A 20,128-nucleotide genomic window follows, 5' to 3' on the forward strand; every position below is an offset into this window, starting at 1 on the left:
TTGGCGCTCTATCAATCTACAATTGCCCGCGTTTTGACATAAAGCGCGCGCAGGGGCAACGGCCACGTTGATTTTGGGTTTGAAAAATCATGGCTTCTGGCCAGCGCTGTAAATTTCATACAACCGCTGCCCGAAATGTTGCCTTGAGCCGAAACCTAACGCACGATACGGATCTTTATCGCTTAGAGTTGAAAAGCAACTGGACAAAGAAATCACGACCGTTACCTTCACGGCCCGAGATAACGCGGCTTGCCCAGGCAACCGCCAGCAAGCGAACAAAAAGGCCGGGGGCGCCAAATATGAAAATTGCGATTATCGGTGTAGGGGCAATGGGCTCAATTTATGCCGGTATGCTCAGCGAAGCCGGGCATGAGGTATGGGCTATTGATTCTTGGACGGCGCATGTGGCGGCGATCAATGCTAAAGGCTTACGCTTGTCAGGGGCAAGCGGTGATCGGGTTATAAATACGCTGAGGGCCAGCGTTGATATATCACAAGTCGGGCGATGCGATATCTGCGTGATTGCCACGAAGGCCTCGGGCGTTGCTGCCGCGGCGAAAGCCATTGCTCCTGTCATCGGGCCCGATTGTTTGGTTTTAACCATTCAAAATGGCTTGGGTGCAGATCGGCGCCTTGCCCAGCATATGCCGATGCACAACGTGCTGCTCGGGGTGGCCGATGGCTTTGGGGCATCGATGAAAGGCCCCGGACACGCCCATCACAACGCGATGAAGCTTATCCGTATCGGTGAAATCACGGGCGGCATAACCCCCCGCCTCAGCGAAATGGAAGCGCTGTTTCAAAACGCCGGGTTCAACGCAAAAGCCTTTGAAAATATCAACACATTGATTTGGGAAAAGTTTTTATGCAACGTCACCTTTAGCGCGCCCTGCACTGTCTATGAGCAAACCGTAGGCGCTTTGATGGCGGATCCGGATCATTGGATGGTTGCGCTGGCTGCAATGCAAGAGGCCTATCGGTTGGGGCAAGCTAAAAATATCGCGTTTAGCTTCGAAGATCCGGTGGCCTATGTAACCGCTTTTGGAGCGCAGATGCCCGATGCGCGCCCCTCAATGTTATTGGATTTCATAGCCCAAAAACCCTCTGAGCTCGACGCGATTAATGGTATGGTTCCTGTGTTGAGCAAAGAACTGGGCCTTCCCACCCCTGTGAATGATGATTTGGTCGCCAAAGTCCGACTCAAAGAAGCCAGTTTTAAAGGTTAACGCTATGCTGCTTGCCTCTGCTTTCGTAAAGAATACCCCTGTTTATGGCGTGCTTGGGCCAAGCTTGTTTTTTCCTGCGACTGCGAATGTTCTAGGGCGCTGGCCCAGCCTAAAAGACCTGATCGCCGATGATGCGCTGGATGTTTTAAAAGCGCAACTGGAGGCGGGCATCGATTTAGAAGCGGTAACATTGCGCCAACCAATCCCCAATGCTTCAAAAATCATCTGCGTTGGGCTCAATTATCGAAAACCCTATCCGGTTGACGGGGTGGCGCCGCCTGATCCAGAGCATATTATTCTTTTTGGAAAAGAACAAAGCAGCATGGTGGCCCATCACGAGCCGCTGCAGCCCCCCGCTGGCATGGCCGGCCAAAGCTTTGATTACGAAGGCGAGATTGCCGTGGTGATTGGCAAGCCTGCGTTTCAAATCAGCGAAGAAACGGCTTTGGATCATGTATTAGGCTATTCCGCCTTGAATGATGGCTCGGTACGCAATTGGCAAAAGCACAGCATTTATGCAGGCAAGAACTTTTATCATTCTGGATCTTGGGGACCGGCAATTCTAACCAAAGATGCGCTGGATGATCCGGATGAATTGCGCCTCAAAACCTTTGTGAACGGCGAATTGCGCCAAAGCTGCCGCGCCAAAGAAATGGTATTTTCAGTCGCTGCGCAAATCGCCTATATCTCGCATCTTTTTCCGCTTGAAGCAGGAGATGTTATTGCAACCGGCTCTCCAGATGGGACGGGCGGCGCCCGCAACCCAAAAGCGTTTTTGCGCCCGGGTGACCTTGTTGAGGTTCAAGTTGGCGCGCAGCTATCGCTGAAAAACCGCGTTGCACGCGCCTAATTTGGCGCAGCGCCCAGACTTGGCGATCGTCTCATGCGCGCTAGCTCTCCCTCGTCAGGGTTTTGAAATTTACGGGAATTGCAGATGACCAAATGGATCTACGGGTTGATTTTTAGCCTGCTCATCAGCCCCAGCTGGAGCGATACAAAGATGATCGATGCATTTGAAGAGCAGCCGGAACGCCGCTGGCGTTATTTTTCCGATCAAGTGATGGGCGGTTTGTCACAAGGCCAAGCAAATTTCGTTAAAGCCGATGCCCGCTTTAGCGCGCATTTGTCGGGTTGGGTCACCACGCAGAATAATGGTGGATTCATCCAAATACGCCGCGAGATCAACGGCTCCGATTACCCTAATTCTCAAGGTGTGACGCTCACAGTTAAAGGCAATGGAGAGCGCTATTACCTGCATCTGCGGACAAAACAAACGCGGCTTCCCTGGCATTATTATCAGGCCAGCTTTGACAGCAATTCAGACTGGCAAAGCTTTTCAATACCGTTTTCCAGCTTTGAACGATCCGGCTGGGTCTTGGGGACAGAAATCGACCCCGCGAGTATTTCAAGCTTAGGTATCGTCGCCTACGGAAAAGACCACCACGCAGATCTTTGGATAGATGAAATCGGGTTTTATTAAATAAAGATGGTAGCCCCTGATAAAAAATTATCAGCCAAGATAGAGGCATCACAGCGATCCGCGATATTTTGATATCCCCACCGCGTTGGGCCTGTTAGGCTTGGCCCAGCCAAAAAGAGGATGCGTATGAAAAGTTTTTTAGACCCAAGGCAAATTTTGCACAATCCAAAGCATTTCATGTTTAATGGCCGCCAAGCAGAGAACCCCGAAACCCCCGCACGTATTGAAATTTTAAAGGCAGGCGCTGAGGCCGCAGGCTGTGCTTTTGAGGCCCCACGCGATTACGGGCTTGTCCCCATCAGCGCCATCCACTCTCCGCGTTATCTGACGTTTTTACAAAATATTTATACCCGCTGGTCGCGGATGAAAGACGGTGGTGATGAGGTGATACCAAATATCCACCCCGCCAACCGAGTGGATTCTTATCCAGCCTCTGCGGTGGGTCAGGCGGGGTTTCATCAAGCCGATACAGCCTGCCCAATTTCCGCCCAAACATGGGAGGCGGCTTATTGGTCGGCTCAATCAGCCATCGCTGGGGCAGAACATATGCTGCAGGGGGGCAGCCGCGCCTACGTGCTATGCCGCCCCCCTGGCCATCACGCCATGAGCGAATTGGCTGGCGGGTTTTGCTTTTTGAACAATGCCGCTATTGCTGCGGATCTTTTAAGCAAAGCCGGCCGGCGCGTCAGCGTTTTGGACATAGACGTGCATCACGGAAACGGAACGCAGAATATTTTTTACCACAGAAATGATGTTTTCACCGTATCACTTCATGCCGATCCGGCGCGGTTTTATCCTTTTTACTGGGGGCACAACGCTGAAACCGGAGCTGGTTTGGGCGCAGGCTATAACCTGAACCTGCCGCTTCCCCGCCGCAGTGGTGATGCCGATTATTTAACCGCTCTTGCGCAAGCTTTGGAACACATTCAAGCCTATGGCACCGATTGTTTGGTGGTTGCCCTGGGCCTTGACGCTTATGAAGGAGATCCCTTTCAGGGCCTTGCAGTGAGCAGCGAGGGCTTCACCCGAATTGGACAGGCCATCAGCGCTTTGGGCTGCCCGATTCTTTTGGTTCAAGAAGGCGGGTATATTTGCCCAGAATTAGGCACAAATTTAACCGCAGCTCTTACAGGATTTGCAGCCTGATGGCGCAGATAAACCCAAACATATGTTTGCGTATTAGGGCAAAAAGTGGGGCTTGTAAAAAAGCTCAAGTAAAACAGATCTTAAGGCGATATTTTTACTGCTGCTCTCATTCTTGTTTTGTGTCTTATGTCTTTGCATGCCAGGGCTTTACGTTCAAAATTTCGCGCGCCCGAGGCGCCGGTCTTCCAAGATTTTTGGCGCCACTGCCCGGCTTTGCGCAGTTGCTGAATACCGGCGCAACCAGGTTTTACAAAATCACCCTCTCCATCCCGCAATGGCACTTAACATTTTTTGCGGGTTTTGCCGCCTGAAACATCTCTTTAGTTGATCACATTAGGGCGAAAGCCATGTTCCGGCCCAGCGGTCATCAGCTTGAAATGCCGCGCGGAAATGTTGCTCTTTGAGCGAAAGGAACTCAAGCTTTTGAACCGCACAACTGCAAACCATAAACTGCGATTTCGACGGTGTGAGCGCATAGGCAAAGGCGTCACGGATCGCAATGCCGGTACGCGGGGTTTTGCCATAAGCAATTTGACTAGGCCCGGGTACGTTTTGCCATTGCGCATCGCGATGGGCATCTTGGCGTAATGCGATGCGCACGTGAAGCCGCAATTGGATGGCGCGATCCGGATCCCAAAACAATAATTGAGCCTGTGGATTGGCCTGCAACTCGGCGCATTTCGAACTGCCAATATCGGTATGAAATTCCAAATTTTCACCCGCGCGATCAGCGTCGCGCAGCACCACATGGCGCGCCTGTGGTTGGCCCTCTCTATCCACTGTCGCCAAGGACATCACACGGAAGGGCGACTGCCCATCCACCTGCCCTTCCTCTAGAAGGCCCCATGCCTGATCCAAAAGCTTTGGAAGCGAGATTTTCATGTGGTTTGCCTTCTGTGACAAGAGTGGAGCGTAAGCCGACTGACATGGGAAAGAGCCAATGCCCCCCCGTAATCCACAATTAAAGCATTCAAGCGCTTAATCAAGAACGGCCAATATCATCCCGGCATAGGATCTCCAAAACAAAAAATGCCCCCAAAAGGCGGGGAAACGTAGGCCCACAGTAATGCTGAGGGCCTATATGCTGAACTAGCTGCTTAGAAAGCAAAGGCCCCAAGAGCTTACGCCAATGGGGCTTCACAGCACTGACCAAAACTTGCTTTCGTTTAGTTGGCCAGTGGCCCTTGTCAGGGTCTCAATGTGGATGCCGAAGCAGTGCCACCTCATTTATTAATTTAGTCACGAATTTTCTCTATGTGAAAGGGGGAATACCCAGCCCATGTAGAACACAATTACTAATTTCTCGTAAATCTATGCTCGAAAGGGTGTTCAACTGGTAAGATCTCTTCCCGCTAGAGTCTTTTCCTAAACGTAACAGATCTACCCGATGGCAGCCAACAGCGCAAACCATATCTCCCTTCACCCACCTGGGATCATTCCCCCATCTTCGCGGCATCTGGAAAGGTATCTGTATCTCGCAGTGATACTTTTGTATTTGGTTTGGCATGGACTGGCTAAGGGGAATAACTGTGCACAACCCAGGCCGCGCCTTGATAGGCGGCGAGATTACAATACAAAGACGTGACTTTACCATTTCAGGAACACGAAAGCCCTAATCGAAGTTCACACAAACTATTGTTCCGCGCTTGGGATTATACGAAATAGCCAAATTAATGGTTGTTTCTTTTTGCGCTTAACTGCGTTTTATTTCTGGTGCGAAAAAAAGTCAGGCCACATCGAATACTGATCATCAAATGGGCCTAGTTAATTATATGGGTTCCAAACGTTGTTCTGAATGAATATCTCGGTTACCGGCATCTATGATTGTATACCTGAAAACTGCATATCTACTCTTCAACATAAATTTCTCCATAAAATATGGAGATAGATTACAACCTACACGAGTGGTGTCAAATATTTAATAGTCGCGGAGGCTTTGTGTTAGCCACCTACACCAAGGGGGTAAACTCCCTCAAGTTTCAGAGTTTTTACTGAGTTTTGAGCGCTCAATTTTCAGCAACGAGTATTTAAACCAGAAGTTTACCAGAAACCCCGCTGCGGCGAGGCAAAAGCCACCAATCGCCAACCATTGATTGATCGTTAAAGCGCCAAAGGCCGAGATAAACGCCCCGCTCCATGTCCCTGCATTTATCATTCGATCAACCATATCCGCTCCTTCTTATTTTTGGGTGTTTTGCGCCGCGATCTGCGCGTAATCTTCGGTCAGCGCAATCGCGCCCTGCATGATCGACTGCATCTGATTGTAATCCACCAAAGGCTCGGCATTGGTGGTTTGAACGGCCACATTCTCGGCGTTGCGCGGCGCATACTCATAGCCCGCGAACAGCGCTTTTGCGCCGCTTGCATCGATATAGGCTTTAACCTCAACCCGATTGGTGGCATCTGCCCGCGCCTCGATCACAGGGCGCAGCACCGCCAAGCCCGATGGCGTGGCCTGATAAACATCCTCGCCGCTTAAGCCATAAAGCCCCAAGGCGGTCAGCCCTTCCTTTGTGCCCGCCGCATAATCGGTAAAGCGCAGCCATTGCTGTGTGGTGATATTGGGATGATCACCTCTAATCGTGGCGCGCAGCACATCAAACCCTGCCCCGTAAGGATCGGCAATGATCGCCATATCTGAAGCGGTGATCAGCGCCGAGATATCGGTGTTTACATCCAGATTTGGGGTTGCGTTCAACGCCATGAATTCAAGCTGATCAATCTCGCGCACATCGATCTCTTTAACCTGCGCATAATGCCCAGGCTTATCAATCGCCACCCGCAACCGCGTCAGCCCAGAGGTGTCAAACCGATGGCTGATCGCCTCTTGATAGGGGTAAAGCTCTTTGCCCTGCGCCACATCTTCGGCATTCCAAACAATCAATTTGGTGGCGGCGCCGCCAAAATCCTGCACCCGCATCGCAGAAGACAAGCTGATGCTGCCAAAGCTTTCCAGCAAACTTGTTGGCGATTGCGCGCCGTTGATCGCTGAAAGCTGCACCGCCCCGCCGCTGATATTTTCCACAACCGGAATCCGCGTGGCATCCAAAATATAAGCGCCAGGGCTGGTGATAATCAGCAAATCGCCATCGCCCGTCACCACCCCCGGCGTTGCGGCGCGGATCACCTTTTCCACCAGCGCCAATGATCCACCGCCCTCTAAAACCGTGATGCCATCCAAATCCACCGCGGGCGGGGTGCAGATCTCAGCTGCATTTGATCCATTGGCGTTGAGTAAGGTTAATTCATGCGGCCCAACATATTGCACTGCGATATCGCGCAGATTGGGATCTTGTTCAAAGAGCAGATTATCAAGGATCAGCCGGTAATCGGTGGCATTGGTTGCCTGAACAATCCGAATAGCGCAATTCTGACCGGCAAATTCTGTGCCCGAAAGCGCATCCAGCGCCGCTTGTTGCTGCGCCACATTGCCTTCAATCACGTGAAGCGGCACAACGCTGCGCTCGAACAGATCGCGGCACTCAGCTGCGCTGAAGGAGCGGTTGTTGAACATGCCCAGCATGGCAACATCTTTGATCACGCCGCCCATTTGCATTTGCGCGTCGTTATAGCTTTTTAGCCCAAGCTTACAGTTGCCAATGCCAATATCAGCGTTATGCCCAGGAAAGGGCTCGGTGCCATCCTTTTCCACCGTGTGTTGGTGCACCCCGTTGATATAAAGCAAAATCCGCGTGCCCGCCCCCTCATGCTCGCTGGGGCGCTGCCAGATGAAACAGATAAAATAGGGGCGATCCACCTCGGCCAGAAATGCCGATTGCGCGATTAAAAACGGTTGTCCTTCATCGGCTGCTTGCACCGTAATGGCGCGGGCAATCCCGACCAGAATGGCGAAGTTATTGCCCCCGCCGCCTTGGGCATAAATCCCCGTTGGGGCATCCACGCTGGTGCTGGCAAACCAAACGCATAAACTGCGATGCTGATAGATGTCCTTTCTATTGTTGATATCATCGCAGCGCGGGATGGTGCCGCGTTGAAACTTATCGGCGCTGGCGCGATAGCTGGCGCTGATGCCTTCACAAATCTTTGCACCCTCAAAGCTGCCGCCCAAAGGGTCAAAGGCAATCGGCAAACCATCACCCAAGGCGGTGGCATTATCCAGCATCAGCAAATGCGTTGCGCCCAGCGTTTGTGTAAGATGCGTGCGAATGCTCAAATGAGGTTCTCCACCATGTTGATCCGCTCGCCAATCCAGCGCATCACAGGCACAGCCATTGAGTTGCCCATAGCTTTGTAGCGAGGCCCATCAGGGCAGCTTTCCGCTGTCTTGTTGCGGTATGGGATTTGCGTGTAGTTGTCGGGAAAGCCCTGCAAGCGCTCGCATTCGGTTGGCGTTAGGCGGCGCACTTGCATGTGTTGCAAGGCCATATATCCAGCCGCCGCGTGGTTAATGCTGTTGCTAAACCCACTGTGTGAAATAATTATACCAGCGACCGAATGCGTTGCCACAGCTGGCGTTTTGCTTTTGTCGAGCGTGGGCGTGACATGCTTTGACACGCTGTCGCCTTGGCTTGCGCTGTTTTGTGCGCCGAATGCTATGCAACTTGCCGTGTCCTGGTCTGCCTCTGGCCTAGCGCCTTTGTAGTCACGCGCGCAGAGTGCATTGCTTACTGCTGGCACAAAATGATTTACAGCTGCGCCTTCTGGCTTTCCGCTTGGGCCACCTGTGAAAGAGCTTGCAGCAATTGTTCCGGCAATTTCTTCCCGCGTTTCTTGGCTCGGCGCAGGATGCCCTGACAAGCTTTCGCGCTCAAAAAGAACCGCTGCGGCACGTTTCCAGTCTCCAGCGTATCCGACAACGAACACACGCCTGCGTCTTTGGGCCACACTGAAGTATTGAGCGTCAAGGCTTCTCCATGAAAACCCATACCCGAGTTCCCCCAGCGCTCTGAGAAAGGTGCCAAAATCCCGTCCTTTGTTTGATGACAAGACGCCGGGGACGTTCTCCCAAACCAACCACTTGGGCTGATACTTTGCAGCAATGGCAAGATAGGTGAGCATAAGGTTCCCGCGTGGGTCACTAAGTCCTTTTCGAAGTCCAGCGACTGAGAAGCTTTGGCAAGGGGTTCCTCCGACAAAAAGGTCAATTGGGTCATTGGGCCACTCCTTAAAAGCTGTCATGTCGCCGTAATTCGGCACATTTGGGTAATGGTGGTGCAAAACAGCACTCGGAAACTTTTCAATTTCGCTAAACCATTGCGGCTCCCAGCCAAGCGGATGCCAGGCGACAGTTGCGGCCTCTACGCCAGAGCAAACAGAACCGTATATCATGCGTAGCTCAAGCCTTCCCGATCCGCCCAAAGCCCCGGCGCGCTTTGCATGGTTTCTGCAGCGCGATCCCAGCGATTGATCCGATTGCCCAGATCAAAATAAATATACGCCGCATGGGCCGCGCTTTGGCGGGCGGGCGTAAAGCCGCCGCCTGTGCCGCCCCCGCCCCCGTCACCCGCGTTCAGCTTATGCGCCGCGCTGCCGGTTTGATCGCTCGCATAAAGATCAAACCCCGCGCCCGTGCGCAGCAGATAAAGCGCGTTGGGTTCAAGCGGATCAGGCAAGGCGGCAACCAGCTTATGCGCCCGAAACGCGCTCACCAGCCTATCGTTGCCCAATCGGTGCTGACAGCCGATCCTGCATAGGTGAGCTGCCCATCCACCTCATCGATTTTATCCAGCTGGGTTTTATTGGCATGGCTGTGCTTTTTGGCCACGGCATCATCAATCTCGGCCACCGCGCTGCTCGGCTTGCCGCTCAGGCTGGCCCATGTCAGCGCCAGATCCATGCTTTCAGCCTCGCTAATTTTTACCCAAAGATCGGGGCTGGCGCGATAGGCATAGGTGGCCGCGCCGCTGGATACCGTGGCATCGGCGCTGGCATCCAGCACCAGCACAATGGCATTCTCGCTTAGATCCAGCGCATCGCGGGCCGCAATATCATCCACGATATCCATCGCGCCCAGCCCGCCAACGGATGCATCGATCAGGCTTTGCACATCCGCTTCATTGATATGGCGGCGCACCGTTGAAGCGCTGGCCCCTGTGACATACATTTCAACGTAATCTGTGCCAGAGGTCACAAGATAGATCGCATGTGCTTCCAGTGGCGATGGCAAAGCAGTGACTTTGTGAATTTGAAAACGGGCCATGATACTTACCAATCTGTTGTTGAATATTCCAAATAGGGCGCAAACAGCGTTCCCTCTGCCGTTGCGCTCAAAGCGTTATCGGGGTGATCTGACACGCTGGCTTTTGCGCCGCTATCGCCGCGTGGCCCCTGCGGGCCAGAGGTGACAATTTCGAGCAATGCATCTTTTTGGTTTTGCAACTCGATCACCGCTGCGGGCAGAAGCGGCAGCTCAACCAGCTCGGCTTTGGGCGCAAAAACCTCAAGGCTGGTTTTGAGGTGCTGCGCAATCTCGATCACGCGCCGCGCCTCGATCACCTCAACAACCGCGTCAGTCATCATTATACACTTTGGTCACGTTGATCTGACCGTGCAGAATAAGCCGTTGCGCCGCGCCCTCGCGCCGCTCAAGCGTGTATTTCAAATAGGAATGCGCGCCCAGCGCCCGCGTATTCTCAACGCTAAAGGGCACCACGATCTGCCCTGTTTCAGAGTTCCATGTGATATCTGGGGTGGCTTTGGTGAGAACCGCGCTGCCCCCCGCGCTGGCGATAAACACCAATTCTGCACCCGATAAATCAACCGGCTTGCCCGAGGCAGGGATTTTGTAATTCAACACCAAGCCCAGCTCATGGCCCATAGTGCCCGATGTGCCAGGAATAATCTCAATATCATGCTGCATGGTTGGTTCACCTTTTAACGGGTGGCCAAGATATAGGCTCAAATGTTTCTTTTGGTTTAGAGCGGCGTACGCTGGGCATCATGATGCCAGCGCAGGCCATAAAATAAGAACAAAAGCCAGTTGCGCTTAAAGCCTTCCCGCTTAAATAAAGCGCCTAACAGAAAATGCTGGGCCCATTCCCTCTATCAGCACAGTTTGCACATGCCCTGCGCTCAATGCGTTTCTTTACACCGTTCAGTTGCGCGATTATCAAAGGCGCAATCTAACGCGTAACACGCCGCGGCACTCGGAAGGTTTAAGAAATGAAAATAGTTGTTGTAGGCTTGGGATATGTGGGGATCGCCAATGCGGCCATTCTGGCGCAACATTGTGAGGTGATAGGCGTAGATGTTTCTTCCAGTCGGGTGGCACTTTTAAATGCCCGAAAATCTCCCATCGGGGATCAAGACTTGCCCGATTTCCTTGCTGCGGGCGATCTAAATCTAAGCGCGACAACAAATCTGCACGAGGCTTTACCTGGCAGTGATTACGTTATCATCGCAACCCCCACCAATTATGATGAGAAGCTGAATTTTTTCGACACGCGTTCCGTTGAAGACGTGGCTGCTGAATGCATGCAACACGCACCCGAGGCCTGCTTGGTGATAAAGTCAACAATTCCAGTTGGCTTTGTGGATGGGTTGCGCAGCAAATTGCAGAGCCAAAATATTTTTTTCTCACCGGAATTTTTACGCGAAGGCTCTGCGCTATACGATAGCTTAAACCCAAGCCGTATTATTGTGGGGGACCAGTCTGAAAAAGCAAAAATATTCGCAGAATTGCTCCAGTCGGCCGCACATATAAAAGATCCGACCTTGCTGCTTACGGGCACCCGCGAGGCGGAATCGATCAAGCTTTTTTCAAACACATATCTCGCAATGCGTGTGGCTTTTTTCAACGAATTAGACAGTTACGCGATGTCGCGAGGCTTAGATAGCCGGGAAATTATTGAAGGTGTTTCTTTTGATCCGCGGATCGGAGCGCATTATAACAACCCCTCTTTCGGCTATGGTGGATACTGCTTGCCCAAGGACACAAGGCAATTACTGGCTAATTACGACAGCGTTCCGCAGAACATCATCCGCGCAATTGTAGATGCGAACACAACGCGTAAAGACTTTCTGGCCGAAGATATCTTAAAGCGGTCACCTCGCAAAGTTGGCATTTATCGCCTCACCATGAAATCGAACAGCGATAACTTTCGACAATCCTCAATACAGGGTCTTATGAAGCGGATTAAGGCCAAAGGAATTGAGGTTGTGATATATGAGCCTGCGCTCGCGCAAGAGCAGTTTTTCAACTCGCCGGTTATGCGAGACTTAGAGGCCTTTAAAGCGGCTTGCGACGTGATTTTGACAAACCGCATGTCGTCCGAGCTAAAGGATGTAGCTGATAAAACCTACACGCGCGACTTATTCGGAGAGAATTGAGCCACTTTCAAAATCTACAGCCAAATTTGCGCGGTTCAAATCTTTTAAAAAAGACCCATGCTTTCAAATATATCATTTTAACACGTAAAATCAATTACTTAAGAGAAAATCTCCCCTCAAAATCAGCTTACACAGTTGATACACAGTTTACACATAAAATTAAGCAAAATCAGGGTGTTGAACACGGTATTTATGCCCCCAAAAATGTCGCCCCTCATGCTCCTTATGCGAGCACAATGTGCAGGATAAATGCGGTTTGTGCTAACAGTGTATCCCTCGCCACATGAATTAAAATATTGTCTGCTGGCAAGCATCAGCAAATAGCACTCTCAGCTTCGCACAGTCTGCATTTAACCACGGTGTTTCTGCTTCCCGTGTTTGCTTTGTGAATGTACCTAGGGCTCCACGCGCTCTGCATTCCAGCTCTCGACTTATCCACAGGTTCGCTAATCAAACACTGTGTTTGCAACAGTACTGTTTGCCCATTTTGCTCAAACAGTACTGTTGGGTCATTTGTAAATAAATGCCATGTTAACATGCAGTGTTTGCCTACACTTCATTAGCGAGAGCGTGCGCACCATTAAGTGGTAATTTAAATATTATCAGTGCGTTACGAAAGGCATCCCACACTCTAGACTTGCTTGTGAACAAGACTTGGCAGCTTAGCTTTAACAACTTTAAGGTGTGAGGTTGTAATTGAGATGAAAGAAAACACGACGCACTTCAGCTCAAAGATGTGTTTATAGATAAAATACATCCGTAAAATGAAGGATCAGCTCACAGGGCGTTCCGCACAAAATTCACACCTAAAGTGCCAAAAATTAACGCTTTTACATCAATAAAAAAAGGATGGCCTCTTGCACAATCCTCAGTGTTCATATACCTGAAAACATCGCTTGAGGCGGGTTGGTAGAGTGGTTATGCAGCGGATTGCAAAAACAGTTACACTTGCCCAAATATTACATTTAATTGTTTAAAATCAATGCCTTAAGAGAAACTCACTCCTTAAATTCAGCTTACACAGTTGATACACAGTTTACACACAAAGTTGAGCAAAATCAGGGTGTTGAACACGGTATTTATGCCCCCAAAAATGTCGCTCCTCAAACTTTTAATGCGAGCACAATGAGCAGGATAAATGCTGTTTGACCTGACAGCACTAGCGCCTCGTCTCATGAGTTGAGAAGTTGTCCTTTGGCAAGCATTAGAATATCGCACTCACACCCCTGCGCAAACTGCATTTAAACAGGGCGTTTCTGCTTCTCGAGTTGGCTTAATGAATCTGGCTACACTGCGCGCTTGAATTACACCAATTGCACACGCGGATTGCTAACGTCACCGATAAACCTCATCATGCGAACCAACGTTGATCAAAATAATGTCGTTGTCCTCGATAATAAGTTCCAACGTAATGCGATAGCTCATATTGATTGAGACAGAACTTAGTCCACTCAGTTTACCAGTCAGCTTATGCAGTCTTAGCGATGGATGCTGAATGTTGAGCTCCATCAACTGAAGGGTCTTGAGATACTGATCTTTAAGGCTTGGGTGCTTCTTGATCCATTTGGCAGCCTTTTTGTTATAGCTGTCTGTAAAGACCAGCCTGTAACTCATTTCATCGTCTCAAGGCGTTTCAAGTGGGCTGCAGGACTCTCGGTGACAAACCGACCCTCTGCAAGATCTTTACGTGTCTCATGAATAGCAGCTTCTAGCTCGCATGTACGCAAGTGAGAGTACTGCTCAAAGCTCATAACAACATACTTGTCTTTACCACGTACAGAAACAATCGCTTCAGTGCTGTCCGCCAGGGCTTGCTCGATCGCTGTAACACCTCGGGTTTTCAATTCATTTGCCGGTATGTTTGGCATAGCATACTTCCAATCGTGCTGCTTATCGTACAGTTTAACATACTGAACACTATTGGGCAATGTTGTCCTGGCCTTTGAAACATGGATTAGAGGTCCTACTTTAAAATATGAGCTTGCATGCAAAAACAACGTAACGTGCTGTAATAATGCATGTTTCAAAAACTTATCCACAGGTTCGCTAATCAAACACTGTGTTTGCAACAGTACTGTTTGCCCATTTTGCTCAAACAGTACTGTTTGGTCACTTGTAAATAAATGCCATGTTAACATGCAGTGTTTGCCTTCACATCAATAACGCGAGTTGTTTCAGCCTAGAATTGAATGAGCGGTAAAAGGGGGATAAATCATACTGCAGCAACAGCCCACCAGGACTAACGCGAAACCAGTCACCGCTTGCACATCTTTTCGTCATTGTGTAACACACGCCATCACTTGAGGCGGGTTGGTAGAGTGGTTATGCAGCGGATTGCAAAAACAGTTACACTTGCCCAAATATTACATTTAATTGTTTAAAATCAATGCCTTAAGAGAAACTCACTCCTTAAATTCAGCTTACACAGTTGATACACAGTTTACACACAAAGTTGAGCAAAATCAGGGTGTTGAACACGGTATTTATGCCCCCAAAAATGTCGCTCCTCAAACTTTTAATGCGAGCACAATGAGCAGGATAAATGCTGTTTGACCTGACAGCACTAGCGCCTCGTCTCATGAGTTGAGAAGTTGTCCTTTGGCAAGCATTAGAATATCGCACTCACACCCCTGCGCAAACTGCATTTAAACAGGGCGTTTCTGCTTCTCGAGTTGGCTTAATGAATCTGGCTACACTGCGCGCTTGAATTACACCAATTGCACACGCGGATTGCTAACGTCACCGATAAACCTCATCATGCGAACCAACGTTGATCAAAATAATGTCGTTGTCCTCGATAATAAGTTCCAACGTAATGCGATAGCTCATATTGATTGAGACAGAACTTAGTCCACTCAGTTTACCAGTCAGCTTATGCAGTCTTAGCGATGGATGCTGAATGTTGAGCTCCATCAACTGAAGGGTCTTGAGATACTGATCTTTAAGGCTTGGGTGCTTCTTGATCCATTTGGCAGCCTTTTTGTTATAGCTGTCTGTAAAGACCAGCCTGTAACTCATTTCATCGTCTCAAGGCGTTTCAAGTGGGCTGCAGGACTCTCGGTGACAAACCGACCCTCTGCAAGATCTTTACGTGTCTCATGAATAGCAGCTTCTAGCTCGCATGTACGCAAGTGAGAGTACTGCTCAAAGCTCATAACAACATACTTGTCTTTACCACGTACAGAAACAATCGCTTCAGTGCTGTCCGCCAGGGCTTGCTCGATCGCTGTAACACCTCGGGTTTTCAATTCATTTGCCGGTATGTTTGGCATAGCATACTTCCAATCGTGCTGCTTATCGTACAGTTTAACATACTGAATACTATTGGGCAATGTTGTCCTGGCCTTTGAAACATGGATTAGAGATCCTACTTTAAAATATGAGCTTGCATGCAAAAAAAACGTAACGTGCTGTAATAATGCATGTTTCAAAAACTTATCCACAGGTTCGCTAATCAAACACTGTGTTTGCAACAGTACTGTTTGCCCATTTTGCTCAAACAGTACTGTTTGGTCATTTGTAAATAAATGCCATGTTAACATGCAGTGTTTGCCTTCACATCAATAACGCGAGTTGTTTCAGCCTAGAATTGAATGAGCGGTAAAAGGGGGATAAATCATACCGCAGCAACAGCCCACCAGGACTAACGCGAAACCAGTCACCGCTTGCACATCTTTTCGTCATTGTGTAACACACGCCATCACTTGAGGCGGGTTGGTAGAGTGGTTATGCAGCGGATTGCAAAAACAGTTACACTCGTCCAAATTTCCTGTTTAATTTATTATAAACAAAGACTTAAGGCGAAATTCCTCCTTAAAATCAGCTTACACAGTTGATACACAGTTTTCACACAAAATTGAGCAAAATCAGGGTGTTGAACACGGTAATTATGCCCCTGGAAAAGTCGATCCTCAGACTGCTAATGCGAACACAATGTGCAGGATAAATTCTGCTTTTCTGACAGCACTAGTACCTCGTTTCATGAGTTGAGATGTTGTCCTTTGGCTAGCATTAGCAAAACGCACTCGCACCCCCTGCGCAAACTGCATTTAAACAGGGTATTCCTGCCTTTCGTGTTGGCATAATGAAACTGGCTAAAGTCGCGTGCTTGAATTATACCTATTGCAGACGCGGATTTCTAACGTCACCTATTAACCTCATCATGCGAACCAACGTTGATCAAAATAATGTCGTTGTCCTGGATAATAAGTTCCAACGTAATGCGATAGCTCATATTGATTGAGACAGAACTTAATCCACTCAGTTTACCAGTCAGCTTATGCAGTCTTAGCGACGGATGTTGAATGTCGAGCTCTATCAACTGAAGGGTCTTGAGATACTGATCTTTAAGGGTTGGGTGCTTCTTGATCCATTTGGCAGCCTTTTTGTTATAGCTGTCTGTAAAGACCAGCCTGTAGCTCATTTCATCTCCTTAAGGCGTTTCAAGTGAGCTGCAGGACTCTCGGTGATAAACCGCCCCTCTGCAAGATCTTTACGTGTCTCGTGAATGGCGGCTTCTAGCTCACATGTACGCAAGTGAGAGTACTGCTCAAAGCTCATAACCACATACTTGTCTTTACCACGTACGGAAACAATCGCTTCAGTGTTCTCCGCCAAAGCTTGCTCGATCGCTGTAACGCCTCGGGTCTTCAATTCATTTGCCGGTATGCTTGGCATAGCGTACTTCCAATCGTGTTGATTATAGTACTGTCTAACATACTGAGCCTTCTTGGACAATGTTGTATTGGGATGTAGGACGTGGATTAGAGCTCCAACGTCAAAATAAAGGTTTACATGCGAAAGCAACGTAACACTCTGTAATTATGCATGTTTCAAAAACTTATCCACAGGTTCGCTAATCAAACACTGTGTTTGCAACAGTACTGTTTGCCCATTTTGCTCAAACAGTACTGTTGGGTCACTTGTAAATAAATGCCATGTTAACATGCAGTGTTTGCCTTCACATCAATAGCGTGAGCGCACACAACATTAAATTGTAATTCAACTAATATCAGTGTGTTACCGGATGCGCTTCAAACTCTAGGCTTGCGTCGGAACAAGACTTGGCAGCTAAGCCTTAACAACCCTAAGGTGTGAGGTTTTGATTGAGATGAAAGATCACGAGGCGCATTTCATCCTTTGGGTGTATTTCAAGCAGAAATACATGCCTGACCTGAAGGATCTGTTCACAGGGCTTTTCTCAATTAAATCATACGTAAACCACCAGAAATTAGTGCTTTTATCTCAATTAACAAAGGATGGCCTCTTGCACATTCCTCAGTGTTAATGTAGCAAAAAACATCACTTGAGGCGGGTTGGTAGAGTGGTTATGCAGCGGATTGCAAATCCGTGTACACCGGTTCGATTCCGGTACCCGCCTCCAATAAAATCAAGCACTTAGCTGACTTTTCCTTCACAATTCTCTCATACACAGTCGATACACAGTTTTCTGTGTATGTTTGAGCAGAATCAATGTGTTGAACACAGTTATTGCTTTTATGGTGTTTTCCAGCAATTTCTGTTCGCACGGCACTTTTTTGCGGTTTGCCAGCAAAGATTTTGGAAACTCAGTAACCACAAACGCAAAGTTTCGTTTTCCTTTGAGACTTTTGATCATACAATTGGTTTATGAAGGAGACTAATAGAACTATCAAAGTCAGCGAACACATTCGACTGGATACCAGACCTGGCAGTGCAAAGTGGCAAGCACGGGTTAAACTGGCTGATGGCTCTTGGCATAGATTTTCGACCAAGACAGAAAGCATAGAACGCGCCACCGAAGTCGCGATGAAGTTTTTCTACACATCCGAAGATCGTCTCAAAAACAACCTGCCGCAAAGTACCCGCAAGTTTCGTCGAGTGGCAGAATTTGCACGAGACAGGATGCAAGAAGAACTACGCTCTGGCAGCGGTCACATCGTTTACAAAGACTACATCACTGCTCTTGATAAGTATCTCATTCCTTTCTTCGGCTCATACGATGTAGCCAATATTAATGCCAAAGCATTGGTGGACTTTGGCAAGTGGCGCACAGAACAGTTGGGGCGCAAAGCGCATCACAGTACCATCAACACACACAACACGGCATTGAACCGAGTATTAGATGAAGCGGAACAGCGTGGGTGGATCACACATGCCATTCGACCCAAGCCCATCAATGACGGTATCAAGACCGAAAGCCGTGGCAGTTTTACCAAAGAAGAATACAAAACCATCTATGAAGCGCTGCGGACGTTTAACAAGGCGTCTGACAATCCCAACACACAGGCCACACGTGAAGTGCTCAGGAACTATGTGCTGGTGCTGGCCAACACTGGCATGCGGCACGGAACTGAGGCTCTGAACCTCAAATGGAAAAACCTGCTGTGGATCAAAGAAGAGGATCAGACCTATCTTGGGCTGTTTGTGGCAGGCAAGACGGGTCAGCGGCCCCTGATTGCCAGAGATCGCGCTATAAGGCCCCTTGAGCGCCAATTAGAGCTCAATCCCAATCTCAAAGGTAAAACGCTGGATGAAGTAATTGAAAGCAAATGCGAAGACTATGTGTTTGTCACTCGCTACGGCGAGCGGGCAGCGCGGCCCAATCTCTCCCGCAACTTTGAAACGCTGCTTAAATCTCTCAAAATCGTATATGGCGCTGATGGCAAAAAGAGAACGCTTTACAGCTGGCGGCATTTCTACGCAACGTTGGATCTGCAGCGCGGCATCAGCACCCACGCCCTCAGCAGGCAGATGGGCAACAGTACGGGCGTATTAGACCGTTTCTACTCAAAGCTGTCGCCATTCATGAACCCTGGCCTGCACTCAGGGCGTGATCAGCAAGAACAGCGTAACGCAGCAAAGACCGCCACAGAGCCGCAGCAAGCGACAACAAAAGCCGAGGGCGACCGAGAGCTGCATGAAGCGCCAGTTGCCAATCTAACAATGCCTGCACAAGCCGCAGCGGCCGTAGATCAAACCGCTGCTCCTAAAACATCAGCGCATGAGAAAGCTTTCGATCTCTTTGATGTTGGCAAGCTTTCAGAAAAAGCCCTGCTGATTGCAGTTGGAGCAGAGCGCAGTGGGTTTGAGCTTGCTGAAGACTTACGCTTGCGCACGCTCACAGCTTTTGAAGACGGACGCCTGTCAGAAGATGCTATGATTAAACTGCTGAGTTAAAGCAGCTCGACAGCCTCTTTCATCTGATCTGCATTCACATCAATATATCTTTGTGTGGTCGATATATGCGAATGCCCCGCAAGTGCTGCAAGCAAGCGTACACCTACTCCCTTGTTTGCCAATCTGGTAATATAGGTTCTTCGTCCCGAATGGCTTGAAGCATCTTTGAAGCCACAGTTTTTCAAAATGTCTAGAAATAGCTGACACATTGTATTAGCGGAGAAGTGACCACCTTTTTGGCTTTCAAAAAGGGGACGATCTAAGTTGCTGAGGTTTTTATCTAATCCATAGTCATCTAGTGCTTTTGCGAGACGCTTATTGATAAACACGCTGCGCCGTTGCCCACCTTTGGTTTGGTCGCTCTCAAGCGTAAACTGTTCACGTACGCAACCTTCAGCGTCAAACACGTCACCCAGTTTTAGTGCAGCTATTTCTTTAGCACGAAGTCCAGCGAAAAAGCTTACCATGAAGATGACTGTGTCCCGATTGGCGTGCCGTCTTGTGCGGCAGTAGTGCAGTACCTTGCGAAACTGCGCTTCATTAAGTGTTTGTGCATGTCTCATGGTGTAAAACCCTTAAATCTCATCTTCTCGCTACAAAGACTATAAAGTCTGAGGTTTGGGTTGGGCGACCGGTTTCTGCACCTACAATTACGCTATTTTAAAGGGCCAAGTCGGCCGAAATCTCATGTTTTGTTAATTTTAAATAGAAATCGTGAGGTTTTATTTTGGTGCAAATTAATACGCTGCTTCATATATCAATGATAACAATGACTTATGCAATAATCTCATGAAATATGTATTTCATGAGGTTTTGGACGCTGTGGTTC

At 49.0% G+C, this 20,128-nt stretch carries 22 protein-coding genes and 1 tRNA gene; 7 read left to right on the forward strand and 16 right to left on the reverse strand.

All coding sequences use genetic code 11. The features are described from left to right. Positions 1-299 precede the first annotated feature (299 nt). From GN241_12775 to GN241_12790, 4 genes are all read left to right on the forward strand, one after another. On the forward strand, positions 300-1,226 hold the full coding sequence (locus GN241_12775) for a 2-dehydropantoate 2-reductase (protein ID XAT58150.1): 927 nt from the start codon (positions 300-302) through the stop codon (positions 1,224-1,226). Positions 1,227-1,230: 4 nt separating this feature from the next. Continuing rightward, positions 1,231-2,076 carry an FAA hydrolase family protein gene (locus GN241_12780; GenBank protein XAT58151.1) on the forward strand — a complete coding sequence of 282 codons (846 nt, stop codon included), beginning with the start codon at positions 1,231-1,233 and terminating at the stop codon, positions 2,074-2,076. 150 nt (positions 2,077-2,226) lie between these two features. Continuing rightward, on the forward strand, positions 2,227-2,706 hold the full coding sequence (locus GN241_12785) for an NADH ubiquinone oxidoreductase (protein ID XAT59282.1): 480 nt from the start codon (positions 2,227-2,229) through the stop codon (positions 2,704-2,706). Between the two features lie 126 nt (positions 2,707-2,832). Continuing rightward, positions 2,833-3,852 (forward strand): histone deacetylase family protein, encoded by a 1,020-nt coding sequence (locus GN241_12790; protein ID XAT58152.1) that lies wholly within the window; start codon positions 2,833-2,835, stop codon positions 3,850-3,852. Positions 3,853-4,185: 333 nt separating this feature from the next. Here GN241_12790 and GN241_12795 read toward each other — a convergent pair whose 3' ends face one another. The 9 genes from GN241_12795 to GN241_12835 all read right to left on the reverse strand — a co-directional run bounded on the left by GN241_12795 (position 4,186) and on the right by GN241_12835 (position 10,672). Continuing rightward, positions 4,186-4,734 (reverse strand): pyridoxamine 5'-phosphate oxidase, encoded by a 549-nt coding sequence (locus GN241_12795; protein ID XAT58153.1) that lies wholly within the window; start codon positions 4,732-4,734, stop codon positions 4,186-4,188. Positions 4,735-5,104: 370 nt separating this feature from the next. Beyond that, positions 5,105-5,446, reverse strand: coding sequence for a type II toxin-antitoxin system PemK/MazF family toxin (locus GN241_12800; GenBank protein ID XAT58154.1), 342 nt, complete (start codon positions 5,444-5,446; stop codon positions 5,105-5,107). Between the two features lie 378 nt (positions 5,447-5,824). Beyond that, positions 5,825-6,019: a hypothetical protein gene (locus GN241_12805; protein XAT58155.1), complete on the reverse strand. Its 195-nt coding sequence runs from the start codon at positions 6,017-6,019 to the stop codon at positions 5,825-5,827. 12 nt (positions 6,020-6,031) lie between these two features. Further along, positions 6,032-8,026 carry a hypothetical protein gene (locus GN241_12810; protein ID XAT58156.1) on the reverse strand — a complete coding sequence of 665 codons (1,995 nt, stop codon included), beginning with the start codon at positions 8,024-8,026 and terminating at the stop codon, positions 6,032-6,034. Further along, a complete protein-coding gene (gene dcm / locus GN241_12815) occupies positions 8,023-9,141 on the reverse strand; it encodes a DNA (cytosine-5-)-methyltransferase (GenBank protein XAT58157.1) in 1,119 nt (372 codons plus the stop codon). The genes GN241_12810 and dcm overlap by 4 nt, the downstream gene beginning before the upstream one ends. After that, a complete protein-coding gene (locus tag GN241_12820; GenBank protein ID XAT58158.1) occupies positions 9,138-9,461 on the reverse strand; it encodes a hypothetical protein in 324 nt (107 codons plus the stop codon). Before GN241_12820 ends, dcm begins: the two co-directional genes overlap by 4 nt. Then, positions 9,458-9,916, reverse strand: a complete 459-nt coding sequence (locus GN241_12825; protein XAT59283.1) for a hypothetical protein — start codon at positions 9,914-9,916, stop codon at positions 9,458-9,460. The genes GN241_12820 and GN241_12825 overlap by 4 nt, the downstream gene beginning before the upstream one ends. 101 nt (positions 9,917-10,017) lie before the next feature. Beyond that, positions 10,018-10,329, reverse strand: a complete 312-nt coding sequence (locus GN241_12830; GenBank protein XAT58159.1) for a hypothetical protein — start codon at positions 10,327-10,329, stop codon at positions 10,018-10,020. Further along, entirely contained in the window at positions 10,322-10,672 is a 351-nt protein-coding gene (locus GN241_12835) for a hypothetical protein (protein ID XAT58160.1), read from the reverse strand. Before GN241_12835 ends, GN241_12830 begins: the two co-directional genes overlap by 8 nt. A 302-nt stretch (positions 10,673-10,974) precedes the next feature. Here GN241_12835 and GN241_12840 point away from each other — a divergent pair, with 302 nt between their 5' ends. Next, positions 10,975-12,141 (forward strand): nucleotide sugar dehydrogenase, encoded by a 1,167-nt coding sequence (locus GN241_12840; protein ID XAT58161.1) that lies wholly within the window; start codon positions 10,975-10,977, stop codon positions 12,139-12,141. A gap of 1,335 nt (positions 12,142-13,476) precedes the next feature. On the opposite strand, the gene GN241_12845 is transcribed toward GN241_12840, so the two are convergent. The 6 genes from GN241_12845 to GN241_12870 all read right to left on the reverse strand — a co-directional run bounded on the left by GN241_12845 (position 13,477) and on the right by GN241_12870 (position 16,818). Then, positions 13,477-13,755 carry a plasmid stabilization protein gene (locus tag GN241_12845; protein ID XAT58162.1) on the reverse strand — a complete coding sequence of 93 codons (279 nt, stop codon included), beginning with the start codon at positions 13,753-13,755 and terminating at the stop codon, positions 13,477-13,479. After that, positions 13,752-14,009: a type II toxin-antitoxin system Phd/YefM family antitoxin gene (locus GN241_12850; protein XAT59284.1), complete on the reverse strand. Its 258-nt coding sequence runs from the start codon at positions 14,007-14,009 to the stop codon at positions 13,752-13,754. The genes GN241_12845 and GN241_12850 overlap by 4 nt, the downstream gene beginning before the upstream one ends. Before the next feature lie 871 nt (positions 14,010-14,880). After that, a complete protein-coding gene (locus GN241_12855) occupies positions 14,881-15,159 on the reverse strand; it encodes a plasmid stabilization protein (GenBank protein ID XAT58163.1) in 279 nt (92 codons plus the stop codon). Next, positions 15,156-15,413, reverse strand: a complete 258-nt coding sequence (locus GN241_12860; protein ID XAT59285.1) for a type II toxin-antitoxin system Phd/YefM family antitoxin — start codon at positions 15,411-15,413, stop codon at positions 15,156-15,158. Before GN241_12860 ends, GN241_12855 begins: the two co-directional genes overlap by 4 nt. A gap of 872 nt (positions 15,414-16,285) precedes the next feature. Beyond that, a complete protein-coding gene (locus tag GN241_12865; GenBank protein XAT58164.1) occupies positions 16,286-16,564 on the reverse strand; it encodes a plasmid stabilization protein in 279 nt (92 codons plus the stop codon). Then, complete coding sequence (locus GN241_12870; GenBank protein XAT58165.1) at positions 16,561-16,818, reverse strand: type II toxin-antitoxin system Phd/YefM family antitoxin; 258 nt, start codon at positions 16,816-16,818, stop codon at positions 16,561-16,563. The genes GN241_12865 and GN241_12870 overlap by 4 nt, the downstream gene beginning before the upstream one ends. Positions 16,819-17,450: 632 nt before the next feature. Here GN241_12870 and GN241_12875 point away from each other — a divergent pair. Beyond that, positions 17,451-17,524, forward strand: a tRNA-Cys gene (locus GN241_12875). Between the two features lie 245 nt (positions 17,525-17,769). Next, positions 17,770-19,299 (forward strand): hypothetical protein, encoded by a 1,530-nt coding sequence (locus GN241_12880; protein ID XAT58166.1) that lies wholly within the window; start codon positions 17,770-17,772, stop codon positions 19,297-19,299. Here GN241_12880 and GN241_12885 read toward each other — a convergent pair. After that, positions 19,296-19,862, reverse strand: coding sequence for a tyrosine-type recombinase/integrase (locus GN241_12885; GenBank protein ID XAT58167.1), 567 nt, complete (start codon positions 19,860-19,862; stop codon positions 19,296-19,298). The genes GN241_12880 and GN241_12885 overlap by 4 nt on opposite strands. Positions 19,863-20,128 lie beyond the last annotated feature (266 nt).

The organism is Rhodobacteraceae bacterium IMCC1335 (genome assembly GCA_039640495.1).
Classification (GTDB): Bacteria; Pseudomonadota; Alphaproteobacteria; order Rhodobacterales; family Rhodobacteraceae; genus Thalassovivens.